Below are 17602 nucleotides of genomic sequence, written 5' to 3'. Positions count from 1 at the left end.
TTAAGTATTTGTTTACCTATCAAAATTAGATAAGCTGCGGCGCGTGTCTTTTTTAGGCGGTATTGCACCTGATTCTCGTTGTTTACCGAGAACGACCACGACATGATGACTGAATACTTCACTGGGAACCGTGCTGAAGATGAAACCAATTGATCAGATAACTAGCTGGATGCAGGAAGCCCTACGCCCTTATTTCGGACTGGAACCGTTATCGGACGAATGGGATATTTTAACCGTCCGTGATGGCTATTTTATCTGTTTTGATGGCGATACGATCCGCAAGCGCATTACGGCCACAGAGCTAAATTATCAGGAAGAAGATGTCATTATTCAGACGAGTGAGCGCGAGGTTGTTCTGCCGAGAACCGCACGCGGTAAAGAGAAAAAACTCACTTACACTAGCGTTTCCATTGTAATAGCTGACGGCATTGTGTTTTCGGCGGGTATCAGAACGCTGAACTCGGGACGCTACGGATATATTACCGTCAGTAATTATCGAAATTCTGTCCGACTGCCTCTGCCGGAATGCCGCGACCTGGCCAGTAAAGAAGAGATTGTCGAATGGCTGCAATCTTATCGCGAACGCTTGCCTGCTGATTATGCGCATAAGCTGGAGCGGTTGATGCATATGAAAAATCGGCAGCATAAAACCATTCCGGGCGACGTCTTTCGCGTAGAAATAGACTTACATACCGATGGCTATGTTCTGGTTATTGGCAATCTGCGCCAGATGCAAAAGGACGAATTATTTGCTGAACACAGCATCTGGAATGATGTGATGACGATGCCGCTGTTTGTTCGGCCTTACCTTTTCTGCACGACCGTGCGTAATCCATCGCTGTCGGAGATTGTGGCTTCTCCTTTGTCAGACAAATGCTGGATTGTTATGGATAACGCTTTCCTGCGTGGCAATTACGAATATGTGGGATTGAAAATATTGGCGGAAGAGGACATCCTGTTTCCCGTTGGTTATGGCTCAAGCATCAGCGCACAGAAAAGCGATTATCGCCTGTCGTGGGGACCTTGTTCGATCAGTAAAGCCAGTCAGGATACGGCTTTGAAAACCGGGCGCAACTATATGAACAATGGGGCTTATAGCAGCGTGTCAGCCGACTGTTTTGTCGATAGAGGATTCCCAGACTGGGATAAGACGTTGCTCAACCCAGAACAACTCGAAGCATGGGAGCAGGTATTGGCTGAGTTTGGCTTTCCGCCCGATACGACCTACGATGTGTTTGCCCAACGTACCGACGGGATGACGCGGGCAGCCTACCTGACATATATAGCCGAACATAAAGCCTACCAGCGCAAGGGGCGTGCGAAGAAAAAAGGTTCGTAATCGCGTCAACAACCTCGTTGAGCGGGTTGCTAATGCAAAGCTCGCCAAACTTTTTCCTCAGAATGAACAGAAATAGTGAAACGTGTCCGAATAAAGTCGTGCTCTGGAGCGTTTACGCGTTGTCTATTCTGAGGAGAATTCTGTTATGACTCGCATCGTTCCTGTACTGGCCTTCGGGCTGCTCATCAGCCCACTGCTGCACGCTATGCCGCTTAACTACACCGTTGCTACTGATAACACGGTTATTGGGCTTTCATGGCAAGCATTTGGACACCCGTCGCAGGCCTCTCTTGACGGCGTGACGGGCAACATTACACTGGATGCTGAAAAGGAAATGAATGACCGTATTGATGTGAAAATTCCAATCACGACGCTACAGGCGTCCAACCGTTTGCTGACTTATCAGTTAAAAAGCAGCCTGTTTTTTGATGCTGAACACTATCCCGCGATTACTTTCACCAGCAGCAGAGTGGTGGCGCTGGGTCATGGTCACTTTCGGGTTTTTGGTTCACTGTCAGTAAAAAACGTTCAACGTCCGGTAATTCTGGAAGCCACGCTTGAAGAACATGGAGGAATCTCATCCCATGAGGGTTCGCTGTCTCTTCATGCGACCACTGCTATTTCACGCTCATCTTTTAATATGGATCGGTTTACCGGGGTGGTGGACGATCGCGTAGCGATTAATATTGAAATTCAGGCGAAAGCCCGACCCACCGTATAAATATTTGCCCTTCACACGCGGAGTTGACCGTGCGTGAAGGGCATTCACTGTTTATGCCAGCGACGCTTGTAACCTGAGCGCACTTTCCGTCAGCGGCGTAACAGGGCTACGGCCAATTAATACGAACTGATAGCCGCGATCGCGCCACCAGACAACCTGCATATCATGGCGTTGCTCATTGTTAAGCGTAGTAGCAGTTGCCTGATGTTCAGGGGAAATACACAGTGCCATCGGCCCATATTTGGCATGCATCCAGGTAATCTGCGCAATTGACGTATTGTCATAGCTCAGTAGACGTACCATTTTCAACTCTGCGTCGTGAAGCGTCAGTTGTTGTTCATTGAGAGACAACCCTATGTCTTGAGCAGCACGAGACAGCCCACTCTGCAAGGTCTGTGCGGAGCTGTCCGCATCGAGTAGAGTTTTAGCGCTGTAAAGAGACATGTACTGGGCTTCAAGATCGCGAATTTTCTCGCTGTCGCTGAGAGTGATCTGGGGCGAATGTGCGAAGTAGCCTAGCCCTGAGCCAATCACCAGAAAACTGAGGGAAGCAGCAATCAGCGAGCGGCGACTGACTCCCGCGTGAGATGAAGGTTTGCTGGGTATTGGCGCTGTCGTTACTAATCTCTCAAGCCTGTCCTGCATCTTCGCCTCAGGTGCTTTGTCGAGTAACGGGGCGAAGGCTTCTTCAAAATCAAGTTGGCTTTTCATCAGTTCAGCGGTGCGCTCGGCAAGCTGTTCGTCCCCTTCAAGTCGTGCCTTGAATCTTTGCGCATCGGCCTCAGTCATCTCGCCATCCAACCAGGCAACAATGGCTTCGTCACTGTAAGGGGGAGTAAAACTCATGGGTTTCAAGACAGTTTCTCCTTTGCAGGGGCCGGGGTGTCAGCTGATTTAGCCAGCGTACCCCGCGCGGCGGCCAGTCTGCTCATAATAGTGCCGATCGGTACTGACAGCGTGTCTGCCGCCTCCTGATAGGTAAACCCTTCGACATAAACTAAAAATACAGTGTTGCGCTGTGCTTCTGGCAGTGCGCTGACGCGCTGCATTATTTTCTGGTAATGCAGACGATCGTTGTCCCGCTCATGGGTATCTGGAGCCAGCAATTCCTCACTTTCGATAAATCCTTGCCCCTGACGTACGCGACGGGCGCGCAGTTCGGAAATCCATATTGAGTGGAGAATGGAGAACAGCCATCTGTCGATACGAGTGCCTGGGGTAAATTGTGTACTTTTTTCGAGCGCACGAACGCAGGTAGACTGGACTAACTCTTCGGCAACCTCGTGGCTGCGCGACAGGACTAGCCCATAGCGCCACAGGCGTGTTAGGTGTGCAGTAAGCTGCTGGCGAACTTCACTGGTGGTGATTTTCTTATCCTCACATTGCTGCTCAGGGCTTTAGCGCAACGCGCGTCCGCCATCAACGCCCAACGTTTTCCCCGTGATGTAGCGGCTGCTGAATAGGTAATCCACCAGTCGGACAATTTCCTCTTCGCCGGGTGCGATTTTCATCAATGACTTTTCCAGCGCCTGTTGGCGATATGTGTCGTCATCCTGTTCCTTAAACAGGATTAAGCTGGGAGCAATAGCATTGACCTTCACTTCCGGTGCCAGCTTACGGGCAAACGACCGCGTCATGTTATCCAACGCCGCTTTGCTGGCAGCATAGGCGATGTGTTTCTCGCTGCCTTTTTCAACCACGTAATCCGTCAGATGAATAATATCCGCGCCAGCAATGCCTTGCCCACGCAGGCAAGGTTCTAGCAGTTGGTTGAGCAAATAGGGCGTATAGACATGAATTTGTAGCATATCGGCCAGCGTCTGTTCTGGCGGTATTGAGGGGTTTTCTGGCTCCCAGCGGCTGGCGTTGTGAATAATGGCGCGTAGCTGCGGCGTGAGTGATTGGATTTTCTCAGCAAACGTATAGATGCTTTCCGTGGTGGAAAAGTCGGCAGCCAGACAAACAGCACCGTCTTGCTCTAGCGTGTCCAGTTCGGGATAAGGCGTGCGATAGCTAATAATGACGGGAATCGACTGGGCCAAAAACGAACGTGCCAGCGCCAGACCAATACGTCGCGCGCCGCCGGTAATTAACACGGGAGCAGAAGAAAAAGTTGTCACAATTAGGTCTCCTCAACACGCTAGTCAAAAGGGGGCTAACCGTGACAATAGCACGGCGTGGCCTGTTCTCTATTTCTACTTTGTCCCTGTTACGCTGAATGCACCGTCGTCGCTTCAATCGCCTGCGCTAATGAACCGTAGAAGCTCAGTCGCCCTTCAATTGGGTGAACCTTCGCCCGTGCTAGCGTTTTTAGCGGCTGGAAGGGAATATCAGTAATGATGAGCTGTTTACCCTCGGGTAGTGTTTCGCTAAAGCGCAGGAACGCATTCAATCCACCCGCATCCAGCACTGGCACAGCATCCCACTGCAAGATGATATTTTGGTAGCCTTCGCTGCGCACGGTCAGATCGTTGAAGATGCGTTCCGCCGCGGCGAAAAATAGCGGACCGTTAACGCGCAATACCAGATGATCCGGTATTTTAGTGTCCGGCAGTTCGCTCAGACGTGTCATCTGCGCGATGCGACGCATGAAGAGCAAGGAGGCCAGCACGATACCAACGGTAATGGCGATCACCATATCGAACAGTACGGTCAACGACATACAGAGCAACATCACAATAATGTCGTCTTTCGGTCCGTGGCGTAGCAAATCTACCACCTTGTGCGCTTCGCTCATGTTCCAGGCGACGATCAGCAGCAACGATGCCATCGCGGCCAGCGGCAGATAAGACAGCCACGGGGCAAGTATTAATAGCGCCAACAACACCAGTAGCGCATGGATCACGGCGGAAACCGGTGAATTGGCGCCCGCGCGGACATTGGCGGCGGAACGGGCAATCGCAGCGGTCGCGGTAATACCGCCAAAGAATGGCGCAATGATGTTACCGAAACCTTGTCCCATCAGTTCTGCATTGGAGTTGTGTTTTTTGCCTGTCATGCCATCCAGCACAACGGCGCACAGCAGCGACTCAATCGCCCCCAGCATCGCCATCGAGAATGCCGCAGGCAGCAGAGCGGAAATGCTTTGCCAATCCAGCGTCATCGTTTTCCCATCCGGTGATGGAATATTCCATGGCAAAACGAGCTGCGGCAGGATAGGGGGAATCCCTTGCCCTTGTGAACCATCCGCCAGCATATAGCTAAATCGGGAACCGATTGTGGCCACATTTTCACCCACTAGCGACATGATCCCCATCACCGCGACACCGGCCAGCAGCGCAGGCAAGTGGCCGGGTAGGCGAATACCGAGTCTGGGCCAGACGATCAACACCAGCAGCGTCGTTGCGCCGATCAACGTATCAGCAAGATGCAGAGTAGGTAGCGCCTGTGCTAGCGCTGCCACTTTCTCGACGTAATGCTCGGGCACTACTGCCATCTGTAAACCGAAGAAATCCTTGATTTGCATCGTACCGATGGTAATAGCGATCCCGGAGGTAAACCCCAGTGTGACGGAAAGTGGAATATATTCAATCAAACGGCCGAAGCGGCAGAGGCCCATCAGCAGCAGAAACACACCGGAAAGCAAGGTAGCAACCAGTAGGCCGGATAGCCCGAACTGCTGCGATACCGGATACAAAATAACGACGAAGGCGGCTGTCGGGCCGGATACGCTGTAGCGTGAACCGCCGCTGACGGCGATAACGATCCCAGCAATGGCCGACGTATATAGCCCGTACTGCGGAGGAACGCCGCTGGCAATCGCCAGTGCCATCGCCAGCGGTATGGCGATGATGCCGACAGTAACACCAGCGATAATGTCGTGGGTAAAACGTTGCAGCGTATATTTTTCGCGCCAGCACGCATCAATCAGCGCGCTGAACGGCCTGATGCCGTTAATTCCGTGCGTTTTCATCTAAGCAGAAACCAAAGTAAGGAAGTAAATCAACATGGCGGGCCTGCCGGTCCGTCGACGACAGCCTTACGATACGCTGGACGCGCTCAGAAGATCCAGATATACATCAAGAGAAGTGAGATTTGGCGGGGCCGACGCGGCTAAAACCGCGTCGGCAAAGGGGTTACAGCGTGATGGTGATCAAATAGGCGGCAAAAAGCGCCAAGTGCGCGCTGCCGCTCAACACGTTGGTTCTACCCGTGGAGAACGTAATGTGGCATAGCACCAGCACGGAGAGCATCACGACGATATGCGGCATATCCAGACCGAAGTTCAGCGTGCGGCCGGTAATCATGGCGATGATCGTGACGGTAGGGACCGTCAGTGAAATCGTCGCCAGTACGGAACCGAAAAACAGGTTCATCGCGCGCTGTACCTGATTTTTCAGGACGGCGCGGATTGCCCCCAGCCCTTCAGGAGAGAGAATTAACAGCGCTACCAGGAAGCCCGTAAACTGCGTTGGCGCGTTCATTTCGGTCAGCAGCGTTTCCAACGGCATGGAATTCGTCTTGGTTACTGCGATAACAGCAATCAGGTGAACCAGCAGCCAGCCGGTGTGCCACAGCGAGCTGTGCGCGGACGGTTTACCATGATGCGGATCGTCGCCGTCACCCTCGTCTTCATGTTCATAGACAAACAGGCTTTGGTGCGTACGCGTTTGAATCAACAGAAAAACACCGTACATTGCTGCAGAGATGGCGGCAACAATCAGTGACTGCGTTACGCTGAAGTTACCATCGGGCAAGGCGCTGGGGAAAACCAGCACAATCACGGCCAATGGGAAGATCGCCATCAAGTACTGTTTGATACCACTGAGGTTGACATACTGCGTAGCGAACTTACGGCCGCCGAGCAAGAGGGCGAAGCCCACCAGGCCGCCGGTGACAATGACGATAATGGAATAGAGGGTGTCACGCATCAGGTCCGGGCCAGCATCGCCAGTGGCCATTAGCGCTGAAATCAGGCTGACTTCGAGGATCACAACGGATAGGCTGAGGATCAGCGAACCGTAGGGTTCACCTAAGCGATGTGCGAGCACATCAGCATGACGCACCACGCTAAACGCGCTGAAAAGTATCCCGGCTAGCGCGACGGCGTTGATACCAAGAATGGCGATAAAATCTTGTGAATTGCCCCATATGTAGAGCACGACCAGAGCAATAACAGGAAAAACGAGTGAGTATTCATGATGGCGAGTTTTAACCACCTCAGCATGAGACTTCATTGCGGGAGTTCTCCTTATCCAGAGGAATGATACGGCAAAATATCCCCGTCATACGTCAAGCTAGCGCACTGGCAACTCGAATTACTTAGGGCATAAAGCAATTTATTAAAGGTATAAAACCATTTATTCATGGTCATAAAACAATAATAAACCGCAAAAGGTTACTAAAAAGTAGTTATAACGTAATAAAACGAACAATATAATAACAGATTGTCGTGTGAGTGCGGGAGATTTTACGGATTTTTACGCTTTGAGTTAAAATCTAAATGAAAAGGGAGAATCTGCGTATCTTCTCCCTATCATGATAATATCAAATATGTTTTTTGTGGTTATTCGTCAGGATTATCCATGATATTGTGGCGTTTATGATGATAATCCTCTTCATTTAACCCTTCTCGCCAATAAGGCACTGCGTACATCTGATTTCGCTCACACCCGCGTTCGCGACGCACGTGGCGCCGAAGCTGAACCACGATGCGATCCTCACCCGCCAACCAGTGAAATGCATTATCAGCCGCTGGAAGTGCCTGATAATGCTGCAACAGCGCGTCGGTAGCGTCTGTCCCACCAACGATCCAATGTAGTTGAAGCTGTGAGGGTTTAGCGATATTGAGTTTATCCGCTTCACTGTCGACACGAATCACGGCATGCCCTTGGGCATCACTAGGCAAATTCTCAAGCAGCGCCATTAGCGCAGGAAGCGAAGCCGGGTCGGCTGCCAGATAATAAGCGGCAGCAGGTGGCAGCATCGGGTGTGGGCCACCGGGTTGCGAAATACCGACCCAGTCACCAGGTTTGGCCTGGCGGGCAAAGTTGACTGCAGGCCCTGCGTGTTCATGCAGCGCGAAAACCATATCCAACTCCGCGTCCTCTGGGCGCAACGAGCGAACACTGTAGGTGCGAACGATGGGGCGAGCTTCGCCTTCTGGCCAGATCGGGCCGCGCTCACTGATGGTAGGCAGAACCGGTTTTTGCTGTCCAGCCTGAGGCAGAAAGAGTTTGATATGCGCGCCATATCGCTCGGTTGGGTAATCACGCAACGCGTCATGATGAAAAGTAATGCAGCGTAAATGAGGGGAAATATCGTGGATCTGTTTAATCTGAACTAAAACAGGCTGACGCGGCGTTGCCATTCAGTGTCTCCGTGGTAATCAATTCCAGTGTAGGGATGATAGTAACACGAGATGATAACTATTATCATTTCGTGTCTTTGTTGTTATTTTTCTCAAAATAAATACATTTTCATCGAAACAAATACGCTGCTAGCGCTTTTACATTAAACAAATGGCTTGTGGCAGGCTCCTGACGTCACAAAAATGAGGTTTGTGTCAGGAAAGCGTCAAGTCCAGCGATGAGTTGCCGATTAAGTTGATATACCCGTCATACTTCAAGTTGCATGTGCGTTGGCTGCGTTGAAATACTCGGCCCGTCGTGGGCCTCGCCCTGAAGGGCCGCTGCAAGCAGCGTTCAAATCTGCTCCCGGCAGATTTGTCACCCGAATCACTTACCTGAGTAAGCTCATCGGGATTAAATGAGAGACATCCTGTCTCTCACCGGAGGCCAGCCGTTGGCTGGTCAAATTCGTTCCCGACGAATTTGTCCTTCCCTTGCCGCCTGCCTGAAACTCGAATTATTTAGGGTATTAACGCTGCATCATGTATGAATGAAACATTATCACTAACTTTTTCAGGTTTTGTGACCAGTATCAAACTTGATCGCAAAGCCATAAATGAATAATCTCAAGTTATATGGTGTTGTAAAATTAAGCAGATGAAGTAGTTAGGTTTTTAAACGCAGGGCGAGAGCCGATCTGACGAGCAGAAAAAGAGTAAGGTTGGGGGTGGGAAGTAGTGTTAACACGCGATTTTTTGCAGAAAGCAGATTGTAGAACGTCTTTTGGGTGTATTGAAGAAACCTTACTGCTCACGCCGCAGCAGCGGGCTGATTCGTTGGACAGGATGTTGGCGCTACGGCCAAATAGCTGTCCTGTTTGGGTATTTGGCTACGGTTCACTCATGTGGAACCCAGTTTTTGACGCCGAAGAAACCTGTCTGGCCACGTTGACGGGGTGGCAGCGTGCTTTCTGTCTGCGCCTCACCATTGGTCGCGGTACGGTAACACAGCCGGGGCGGATGCTGGCGTTGCAACCTGGTGGACAAACGACGGGCCTGGCTTTCCGCCTGCCGAAAACCTCATTGCGTGAAGATCTGGAACTGCTGTGGAAGCGTGAAATGCTGACGGGCTGCTATCGTCCGCTCTGGTGTGAACTGCATCGCAAGAACGGTGCGCCGCTGACGGCACTGGTGTTTGTTTCTGAACCGGAACATCCCCTGAATGAAAATGATACCTGTATTCAAAGCGTTGCACCGCTGATCGCCCGTGCGAGCGGTCCGCTCGGCACCAATGCGCAATATCTGTTTGCGCTAGAGCAAGAGCTGAAGAATCACGGAACGGAAGATGAAAGCGTGAGCGAATTGGCGCAGCGGGTGCGTACCTTGCAACAATCATGTCCTGCGCCAGCAGGGGGCGGACAATAACGACAGGGCGAGCGTGAGATTTGAGGTGAACAGCGATATTGCTGTTCACCTTGAGACGATGTAAAGCTGCCGAATTACCAGCCGACGCCAACACCCATGGTGTACAGCGTGTCGTCAACATTCCCTTGATTACTTTCGATACGGGTACGTGACACTTTCATAGTCATAGAAGACCAGTCGGTCAGCTTGAAGCGCAAGCCTGCATCCGCTTTCAGGTAGATTGGTGCCGTGCCATCAAATGAACGCCCCAATTCACCGTTGGTGAAGGCTTCAACCGATTTGCTGAACAGATAGCGGTTGTATGCCCACTTTAGCGCACCAGAGTAGAAATCATCATCGCCTTGATCGCGGTACACGAACGTTTGGGAGTTAACCAGCGACGTCAGTGAGAACGAACCTAAATCGTTATCCCAGAACTGATAACCTGGACCGAGACCCAAAGAACGGTTGATTTTAATGCTTTCAATCCAGTCGCGTTTGTACTGATAACGGCCCTGCCAGAACCAGTTTTCATCCACAAATTTATCCAACGCATATTCGCCAGCCGCATTTTTGGTGCTCTCGACTTTATCCTCTTTTGCCAAATGATAGTTGGCATCAAGGTTATGTCGCCACGTATCGTGACGTGCTTTGGTGTTCAGCGTCACATCGTAGTTGTCGGTTTCGGTCGAGCTTTTCTTGTGTGACATGCCTGCGTCAATGTTGCCTTTCCACGATAAATCAGTCACCAGCGGCTTCTGCGCCACGATTGAGGTGATTTCGGAAAGCGGCAATGTTTGCGGACCTGCGGCTTCGTTAGAAAGTGATGGGCTTGCGACGATAGCGCGGTTTTCACCAGCCTTCACTGCCGGATACAATACGCCTTTCTCGTAGCGTTCGCCCTGAATCACCAGGCCATGATCGCTTTCAAAGGTTTTCACCTTGTCCCAGGCTACAGAAATAGATCCTGCATAGTCTGTGTTGATAAAGAGTTTACCGCCGTCAAGCAGCGTGATTTTCCCTGTGAGCTTGTCGCCGTTGTTCAGCCAAATGGTGTCAGCGCGGCTCTGTGTAATGCCAGCAGAGAGGGCGATAACCAAGCTGAGGGAAGAGATTGCATGTTTGGATAGTGTCATTATTGCCAAATAAACCGTGGTGACATGTAGTGAGACGTCCGTGAGAGACAAAGACGTACAGCCTATAAAAATGAACCGGTTTAGCCCGGAACGGCAAACATTAACAGGAATCGGAGTGATGCTCTACCCGAAAACGATAATTGATTAGAATGTAAATAGTTATAAAAGTTGCTATTGATGATTAACTGCTATAACGCGATGTCCGTCACGTTTTTAGCGGTAGAAGGGGATATCGATGTGGGACGGTGAATCTCTGGCCCAGTCTGTTTCAGGCCAGAGAATTGCGAGCAGTTATAGTGCTACGCAGTGCGTTGCGTGCGTGATGTGTTGTTACTAATGAAACGCGAGATCAGTAATGTTCTTACGCGGAACACGATCCGTTCCTGGAAGAGAACGCATAGCGTCACGGTGCTGAGCAGGAAAATGATATAGCCCGTCATGGACAGCTGTACCTGACCGGCAGCGGCAATGCACTGATCCCAATCGCTGAAGCAGGCCATCGGATTACCACGCACCAGTTGCTCCAAGGTGCGGAACAGATTAAACAGCGGAACATGCAGCGCAAAGATAGAGAGCGAGGCTGCGCCCAGCCGAGGCGACCAATGCCGCAACCATTCACTGTTAGGTTCACGCGCCAGCGCACTCAGACAAACCAAACCGACCTGAGCTGGCAGCATCAAACCGTTGTGCAGCAAGAAGTACCAATAGGCTTCGCCTTTAGTGAACAGCCAGGTGGCGACAAGAAAATTCACACCGATGAAGAAGGCGACACCGTAACGCTGGCCCTTGCTTAGCGGTGAGCGATCTTTCTGGCGATAATGACGGAACAGTGCATAGCCCAAAATCCCAGCCAAAAACTCTGGTAAACGGAAGATTGGCCCACGCTGCAATAACCCAGTGTACGGCATGCCGAACTGCTGTTGCCAGATCACCCAAATCGGTGGCAGCAGATACAGCAGGCAAACGATCCCCATCCACAGCCACGGATGGCGGCTGTTCAACAGACGCGGGGCTAACAGCGGAAACGCCAGATAGAAAAAGAATAGCGTAGAAAGCGACCATAACGGGGCATTGAAGGTCAGGAAGTAAGGATTCCATGCCTGCAACATCAGTACCTGCAATAACCCGTTGAACGCCAGTTGTGCGTTTGTCATGTAATGGCGCAGCGTTTCGGGGTCGGCAGCGGGATCGTTGGTGTCATAAATGACGAAACGCGCGCTGGCGACTTGTCCTTCCGGCGGCACAGCCAACCACTGCATGAGCGTGACAACGGCAATAGAAGACAGTAGGGCAATGATATGGATAGGATAAAGATTAAAGAAACGTTTGGCCCAGAACTGGCGAACAGGTTCACGCAGACGTCCGTCCTTAATGTACACATGCGCTAGCAAAAAGCCAGACAGGACAAAGAACGTGCTGGTCGCGAAGAATCCCATGCTGGTGAGTTCACTCAAGAAAGGAATGCGCTCACGCTGGGGATAAATGTGGACCGTGTGATAAATCATCACATAACAGCCGAGCAAAAATCGTAGCCACTCTAGGCCGATAAATCGCTCTTTACTGACCTTCTTCATGTTGTTCCTCAACGTTAAACTCGGTGTAAAAGCCGAAAAATGCGATTACGAACTAGTTTAGACGAGAGCAACGTCACATTAATTAGGATAATGGCTATAAATGCCGGTGTCGTTTAGTAACCGTTTACTTTGGGGATTGGGGCGGTGGCATTTCCACCAGTTGTTGCGGCACCCTCGCTCGTGCGAGGATAATCTCGGTGGGAAGGGCGCCTGAGCGCCTTATCCGTACCGCCGATCATAGCTGCTTGTTATTACCGTTTGATTAAATGACTTTTTCTTGCAATACCCAGACTGCTGCTTCAACCCGCGATTTTAGCTTCATTTTTTTCAACAGGTGTTTGACGTGTACCTTGACGGTACTTTCCGTAATCGTGAGCTTGCGAGCAATCACTTTATTGGAGAGCCCCTGAGCCAGCAATTTCAGAATATCGCGTTCGCGCGGCGTGAGCAGTTGAATATCCCGGTCGCTGCTGTGGCGGCTTTCGCGCAGGCTGGCGGCCAGAATCGGCGTCAACGTTTCACTCAGCACCATTTTTCCTGATGCCGCTTGATGCAGCGCGGCTAATAAATCTTCCGGCTCCATATCTTTCAACAGGTAACCATCGGCACCATTCTTTAATGCATTGACCACATCGTCTTCATGGTTGGATACGCTAAAGACGACAATGCGGCCAGACAGCGATTTTTCCCGCAGGCGGTTCAACGTTTCTAGGCCATTCATGCCAGGCATGTTCAAATCGAGCAGAATCAAATCCGGGTCCAGTTGTTCCGCTAGCTCAACACCCTGTTCGCCGTGGCTAGCTTCACCTGCCACCTGCAATTCTGGGTCCATACTGATGAGTTGCTTAACGCCATTGCGCAACATGGGATGGTCGTCAATCAGCAGTAGGGTGGCAGCATCTTCGTTAATCATGAGTTTCTCCTGTTAATGGCAGCCGGTGACGGTATTCGGAGAGGAAGCTGACATTCACTTCAGTGCCTCCCGACGGCCGGCGTCGAACAATGCATTCGCCGTGCAAACCCCGTGCACGGTCACGCATGATAATAAGTCCATAGTGGTTGGCGCGGCTGGCATCATCAGGAATACCGATGCCGTTATCGGTCACGCTGAGTTCGATGTAACCCTGACGTAGTTGCAGCGTGATATCGACCTGCGTGGCCTGCGCGTGCTTATAAATGTTGCTCAGCGCTTCACGTACAATTTGCAGAACGTGAATGCCTTGGTGAGCGGATACCGACTGCGGTGGCAAACGGTAATGTAATTCGATGGGATACCCCAGCCGCTTGCCGAATTCATCGATCGATGCTCGCAGCGCCGCGAGTAAGCCGGATTCAGAAAGCTTCAGCCGGAAGGTCGTCAGCAGTTCACGCAGTTGGCGATACGCGGTGTTCAATTCTTCCCGCATTTCCATCAGCAGTTGTTGCGAGGCAGGAGGTAAATCGCCGCCCTGCATTTGTAGGCAGCTCACCTGAATTTTCAGACAGGAGAGGGACTGCGCGATAGAGTCGTGCAGCTCGCGGGCAATCGTTGCGCGTTCTTCCATCAGCATTAACTGCTGTTGGTGGTTGGATTGACGCTCCAGCGCCAGCGTGCTGGTCAACTGTTCAAGTAACGTATTCAGCAACTGATTCTGATCGCGGCTCAGCGCGGTATTGCCCGGCAGTGTGGCCAACACAACGCCATATTGCCCATGTTTGTCGTGCAGATCCCAGCAGTGAGGTTCACCCTGCAGGTCGTCACGTTTTACCTGCATACCGCAACTCTGACAGCTGTTATCCGGGCAGTGCTCCGGCTGTGACTGGCTGCAATCGCTAAACTGATGAAATTGTTCCTGATTGTTATCTTCATACAGCCGCAGTTGAATATTGCGGAGCGGCGTTAACGACGGCAGTTCGTTCAGGATTGGCATCAGTCGGCTGCACAGTGGTGCGCCGGTATGCAGGCGTCGACTGGCGCGATAAAGGAAAGAGAGTAGATCGTTTTTCTGTTGCAGATCGGCCGTTTTCTCGGCGACGCGTTGTTCCAGGCTGTGATACATGGCGGAAAGTTCATCCGACATGCTGTTCAGCGCCTGTCCCAGTTTGCTCATTTCGTCGTGTCCGGTGATAGCGACACGCTGGGTGAAATCACCTTGCCCGATAGCCTGCGCCATCGAAACCAAACGTCGCCACGGTGTCAGCAGACGGCGACGCAGATAAAAAAATGTAGCGATCAGCAGGATGAACATGATGCCAATGAAGATACGCTGCACCAGCGTGACCATCATCAACCGCTGCTCGGTTTTATGATCGATGGCGGAAACCAGATCGTCCAGCTGTTTCACGAAGCGAGCGACATCCGCCGAGGCATCGGCGGAATGCGTTGCCTGTCGCAGATGCGGCTGCAGATTATCGAGCCAGAAAACACGCAGCGCAGTGAATTGCTCACTGAGCCCTTCTCGGCGTACGGCCTGCTGCAAGTCACTGCTTATTTCGTCTTCTTCCAGCTCTTGCAGGTAAATTTCATTCTCGGCAGAGAGCGGTACCATCGATAACAGACGGTAGCTTTGCATACGCAGTGAGCCCGCTTTATTAATGGCGTGCGCGTTCCCTTGAATGCTTTGAGACATCCAACTGGAAACCGACATGCCTGCAATACCCAGCAAACCGAGTAGCAGCATCAATAGTGCAACCTGATTGACGAGCGACAGCGGCAGCAGGAAACGTTTCAACATAATAAAGCGACCTCTGCTGGAGGAGTAGAAAACCAGTACCGAGAAGGATAACCCTTTCGGCATTTTTCCCGATCCTACGAGATAACCCCATACCCACTAGTGAGTACCACTAAATATCCACGCTTTGAAAGGGGGTATGGCAGTAAGAAAAAATAGAGATATAACAGCTTGAATTATCGTTGCTTATTTTTCTATTTTTATTACTCATTAAGGAGTGTGGTTATTTTTACCCAGTTTTTTTACCTGACAGCGCGTTGATTTGCATCAACTTTACCTGCGGTGTAATCCCTAATGTTGCGCCTTAATTCTACCGCGTTTTTATTTATCGAGGTTTTTATGACGCAGCCTTCATCACCCGAAAAAGTATCGCAAAGCACGCTCCTAAGGGAATGGGATCCTGAAGATACTAAATTCTGGCAATCTGGCGGACAACGGATAGCACAGCGTAATCTTTGGATCTCTGTACCGTGCCTGCTGTTATCGTTTTGTGTCTGGATGATTTTCAGCACCGTGGCCGTTAACCTAAACAAGGTCGGATTTAGTTTTACCACAGACCAGCTATTTTTGCTTACCGCGCTGCCTTCCGTTTCCGGCGCGCTGTTACGTGTGCCTTACTCCTTTGTTATTCCAATCGTTGGTGGTCGCCGTTGGACGACATTAAGCACCATTATTCTGGTTATCCCATGTATTTGGCTCGGGTTTGTCGTACAGAACCCACAAACGCCTTACCGCGTTTTCGTCACGATTTCTCTGCTGTGTGGTTTTGCCGGTGCTAACTTCGCATCCAGCATGGCTAACATCAGTTTCTTCTTCCCCAAATCACGTCAGGGCAGTGCGTTAGGTATTAACGGTGGGTTGGGTAATCTCGGTGTGAGCGTAATGCAGTTGCTGGTGCCGGTGGTGATTTTCCTGCCGATTCTGGGATTCTCCGGCAATGGCGTTGTGCAACCTGATGGCCACCAGATTTGGCTGCATCATGCCGCGTGGATGTGGGTACCGTTTTTGGTGATTGCCGCAACCGCTGCTTGGTTTGGCATGAACGATCTTTCGACGGCCAATGCGTCTATACGCAAACAGCTGCCAGTGTTGAAGCAAATGCACCTGTGGGTGCTCAGCTTCCTGTATCTGTCCACCTTTGGTTCATTTATCGGTTTTTCAGCAGGCTTCGGGATGCTGTCCAGAACGCAGTTCCCAGACATCGTGATTCTGTACTACGCATTCTTCGGGCCGCTGCTAGGGGCGTTGGCGCGTCCGGTTGGCGGAATGCTGTCCGATCGCTTTGGCGGTGTGAAAGTCACGTTGATTAACTTCATCCTGATGGCGATTTTCTCGGTGTTGTTATTCTTGTCTCTGCCGAGTGCGAGCTCTGCTGGTTCATTCGGAATGTTCTTTGGCATCTTCATGATGCTGTTCCTGACGGCTGGTTTGGGTAGTGGATCAACGTTCCAGATGATTGCCGTCATTTTCCGTAAATTAACGGCGGATCGCGTTAAATCGGAAGGCGGGAAAGATGCTGACGCGCAGCGTGCGGCAGTCACGGATACCGCAGCGGCGTTGGGCTTTATTTCGGCCATTGGCGCTATCGGCGGTTTCTTCATTCCTCAAGCCTTTGGGATGTCGCTTGAGTTAACGGGTTCACCCACCGGTGCGATGAAAGTGTTTGTGGTGTGCTACGTGGTGTGTGTACTGGTGACGTGGTTGTTTTATGCCAGAAAGAAAAATTAGGATTTTTAATTTATTAACAAGTGCCGAACAATGCGAGCTCCACATGTTTATGTGCAGTAGTGCGAAGTTTCGTGCGTATTAATTTCGACACTCCTATGTAACTTTATTACACGCCCGACAAGGAGCGCTCAGTTGCCGCCGCTCCTTGACTTGTGGCTGTTTGGCGCTAACTGTGTCGCTACGCGATACCTTCGGCGTTCGTAACTGCCACTCGGGCTACCAGTGACGCGTTCTCGACGCGGCACTGGTTTTCGCCGCTTCCATGCGGCTCACCCGGCAGTCACGTCCACCTCAGCACAATTTCTTACGCCGGAAAAAATAAGCACAGAGAGCATTCTGTGATCTTAGGTCTTATGCCCACACTAAAATGCCTATATGTAATCTCTCTTGTGCGCACGATTCTTCGTCACTTTCTGACTACTACCTCTAAATAGTCGTGTGTATGAATTCAGTATAAACACAAAGTTAGTGGTTTTATTTTTAACCTTTAAAATCAATAATTTGATTAATTATTTCGTAATAATTCTTTAGTGGTAGTTAGCGGTGTACTCCGTTTTTCATCGGGGGACACTCTTGATCGTTATCAAGTTTGGCTGCGCGGTTGCTGGATACCCTAGCGCCAATTTGAGCGATGTGTCGTCAGCAAAAACAGATGTCTGCTACGAGCATTTCATAACGACAGGAGCCAACAGGCTTCGCA

General features: G+C 51.0%; 14 protein-coding genes and 1 pseudogene. 5 read left to right on the top strand and 10 right to left on the bottom strand.

What is annotated here, in order from left to right; translation table 11 throughout:
* The first annotated feature begins 139 nt into the window (after positions 1-139).
* Positions 140-1339, top strand: coding sequence for a hypothetical protein (locus DCX48_03690; GenBank protein ID QXE13686.1), 1200 nt, complete (start codon positions 140-142; stop codon positions 1337-1339).
* Between the two features lie 145 nt (positions 1340-1484).
* On the top strand, positions 1485-2060 hold the full coding sequence (locus tag DCX48_03685; GenBank protein ID QXE13685.1) for a YceI family protein: 576 nt from the start codon (positions 1485-1487) through the stop codon (positions 2058-2060).
* Between the two features lie 51 nt (positions 2061-2111).
* Here the strand turns inward: DCX48_03685 and DCX48_03680 are convergent, their stop codons facing one another.
* The 6 genes from DCX48_03680 to DCX48_03655 all read right to left on the bottom strand — a co-directional run bounded on the left by DCX48_03680 (position 2112) and on the right by DCX48_03655 (position 8370).
* Positions 2112-2915 (bottom strand): hypothetical protein, encoded by an 804-nt coding sequence (locus tag DCX48_03680; GenBank protein QXE13684.1) that lies wholly within the window; start codon positions 2913-2915, stop codon positions 2112-2114.
* Positions 2912-3427 (bottom strand): sigma-70 family RNA polymerase sigma factor, encoded by a 516-nt coding sequence (locus DCX48_03675; protein ID QXE13683.1) that lies wholly within the window; start codon positions 3425-3427, stop codon positions 2912-2914. The genes DCX48_03680 and DCX48_03675 overlap by 4 nt, the downstream gene beginning before the upstream one ends.
* 30 nt (positions 3428-3457) lie before the next feature.
* A complete protein-coding gene (gene folM, locus DCX48_03670) occupies positions 3458-4180 on the bottom strand; it encodes a dihydromonapterin reductase (GenBank protein ID QXE13682.1) in 723 nt (240 codons plus the stop codon).
* A gap of 89 nt (positions 4181-4269) precedes the next feature.
* Complete coding sequence (gene dauA, locus DCX48_03665; GenBank protein QXE13681.1) at positions 4270-5973, bottom strand: C4-dicarboxylic acid transporter DauA; 1704 nt, start codon at positions 5971-5973, stop codon at positions 4270-4272.
* Between the two features lie 163 nt (positions 5974-6136).
* Entirely contained in the window at positions 6137-7237 is a 1101-nt protein-coding gene (gene chaA / locus DCX48_03660) for a sodium-potassium/proton antiporter ChaA (GenBank protein QXE13680.1), read from the bottom strand.
* A 329-nt stretch (positions 7238-7566) separates the two neighbouring features.
* Positions 7567-8370 (bottom strand): siderophore-interacting protein, encoded by an 804-nt coding sequence (locus DCX48_03655; GenBank protein ID QXE13679.1) that lies wholly within the window; start codon positions 8368-8370, stop codon positions 7567-7569.
* A gap of 717 nt (positions 8371-9087) precedes the next feature.
* Between DCX48_03655 and DCX48_03650 the strand changes: the two genes are divergently transcribed.
* A complete protein-coding gene (locus DCX48_03650) occupies positions 9088-9774 on the top strand; it encodes a gamma-glutamylcyclotransferase (GenBank protein QXE13678.1) in 687 nt (228 codons plus the stop codon).
* Between the two features lie 74 nt (positions 9775-9848).
* Here the strand turns inward: DCX48_03650 and DCX48_03645 are convergent, their stop codons facing one another.
* From DCX48_03645 to narX, 4 genes are all read right to left on the bottom strand, one after another.
* Positions 9849-10889 (bottom strand): DUF481 domain-containing protein, encoded by a 1041-nt coding sequence (locus DCX48_03645; protein ID QXE13677.1) that lies wholly within the window; start codon positions 10887-10889, stop codon positions 9849-9851.
* 299 nt (positions 10890-11188) lie between these two features.
* Positions 11189-12463 carry an acyltransferase gene (locus tag DCX48_03640; protein ID QXE13676.1) on the bottom strand — a complete coding sequence of 425 codons (1275 nt, stop codon included), beginning with the start codon at positions 12461-12463 and terminating at the stop codon, positions 11189-11191.
* A gap of 262 nt (positions 12464-12725) precedes the next feature.
* Entirely contained in the window at positions 12726-13376 is a 651-nt protein-coding gene (gene narL / locus DCX48_03635; GenBank protein QXE13675.1) for a two-component system response regulator NarL, read from the bottom strand.
* On the bottom strand, positions 13369-15240 hold the full coding sequence (gene narX, locus DCX48_03630; GenBank protein ID QXE13674.1) for a nitrate/nitrite two-component system sensor histidine kinase NarX: 1872 nt from the start codon (positions 15238-15240) through the stop codon (positions 13369-13371). The genes narL and narX overlap by 8 nt, the downstream gene beginning before the upstream one ends.
* Before the next feature lie 273 nt (positions 15241-15513).
* Between narX and DCX48_03625 the strand changes: the two genes are divergently transcribed.
* Positions 15514-16902, top strand: coding sequence for a NarK family nitrate/nitrite MFS transporter (locus DCX48_03625; GenBank protein ID QXE13673.1), 1389 nt, complete (start codon positions 15514-15516; stop codon positions 16900-16902).
* Positions 16903-17124: 222 nt separating this feature from the next.
* A pseudogene (locus DCX48_03620) lies at positions 17125-17214 on the top strand (addiction module killer protein).
* Positions 17215-17602 lie beyond the last annotated feature (388 nt).

Origin of the sequence: Pectobacterium atrosepticum (assembly GCA_019056595.1) — a bacterium.
GTDB lineage: Bacteria > Pseudomonadota > Gammaproteobacteria > Enterobacterales > Enterobacteriaceae > Pectobacterium > Pectobacterium atrosepticum.
The sequence above is the reverse complement of the archived record's forward strand: the minus strand, read 5'-3'. Positions and strand labels throughout refer to the sequence as shown.

Excerpts from the sequence above, each read along its gene's own strand:
- DCX48_03655 (QXE13679.1), bottom strand. The coding sequence starts at position 8,370 with ATGGCAACGCCGCGTCAGCCTGTTTTAGTTCAGATTAAACAGATCCAC.
- dauA (QXE13681.1), bottom strand. The coding sequence starts at position 5,973 with ATGAAAACGCACGGAATTAACGGCATCAGGCCGTTCAGCGCGCTGATT.
- narL (QXE13675.1), bottom strand. The coding sequence starts at position 13,376 with ATGATTAACGAAGATGCTGCCACCCTACTGCTGATTGACGACCATCCC.
- DCX48_03645 (QXE13677.1), bottom strand. The coding sequence starts at position 10,889 with ATGACACTATCCAAACATGCAATCTCTTCCCTCAGCTTGGTTATCGCC.
- narX (QXE13674.1), bottom strand. The coding sequence starts at position 15,240 with ATGCCGAAAGGGTTATCCTTCTCGGTACTGGTTTTCTACTCCTCCAGC.
- DCX48_03625 (QXE13673.1), top strand. The coding sequence starts at position 15,514 with ATGACGCAGCCTTCATCACCCGAAAAAGTATCGCAAAGCACGCTCCTA.
- DCX48_03640 (QXE13676.1), bottom strand. The coding sequence starts at position 12,463 with ATGAAGAAGGTCAGTAAAGAGCGATTTATCGGCCTAGAGTGGCTACGA.
- DCX48_03685 (QXE13685.1), top strand. The coding sequence starts at position 1,485 with ATGACTCGCATCGTTCCTGTACTGGCCTTCGGGCTGCTCATCAGCCCA.
- chaA (QXE13680.1), bottom strand. The coding sequence starts at position 7,237 with ATGAAGTCTCATGCTGAGGTGGTTAAAACTCGCCATCATGAATACTCA.
- DCX48_03690 (QXE13686.1), top strand. The coding sequence starts at position 140 with ATGAAACCAATTGATCAGATAACTAGCTGGATGCAGGAAGCCCTACGC.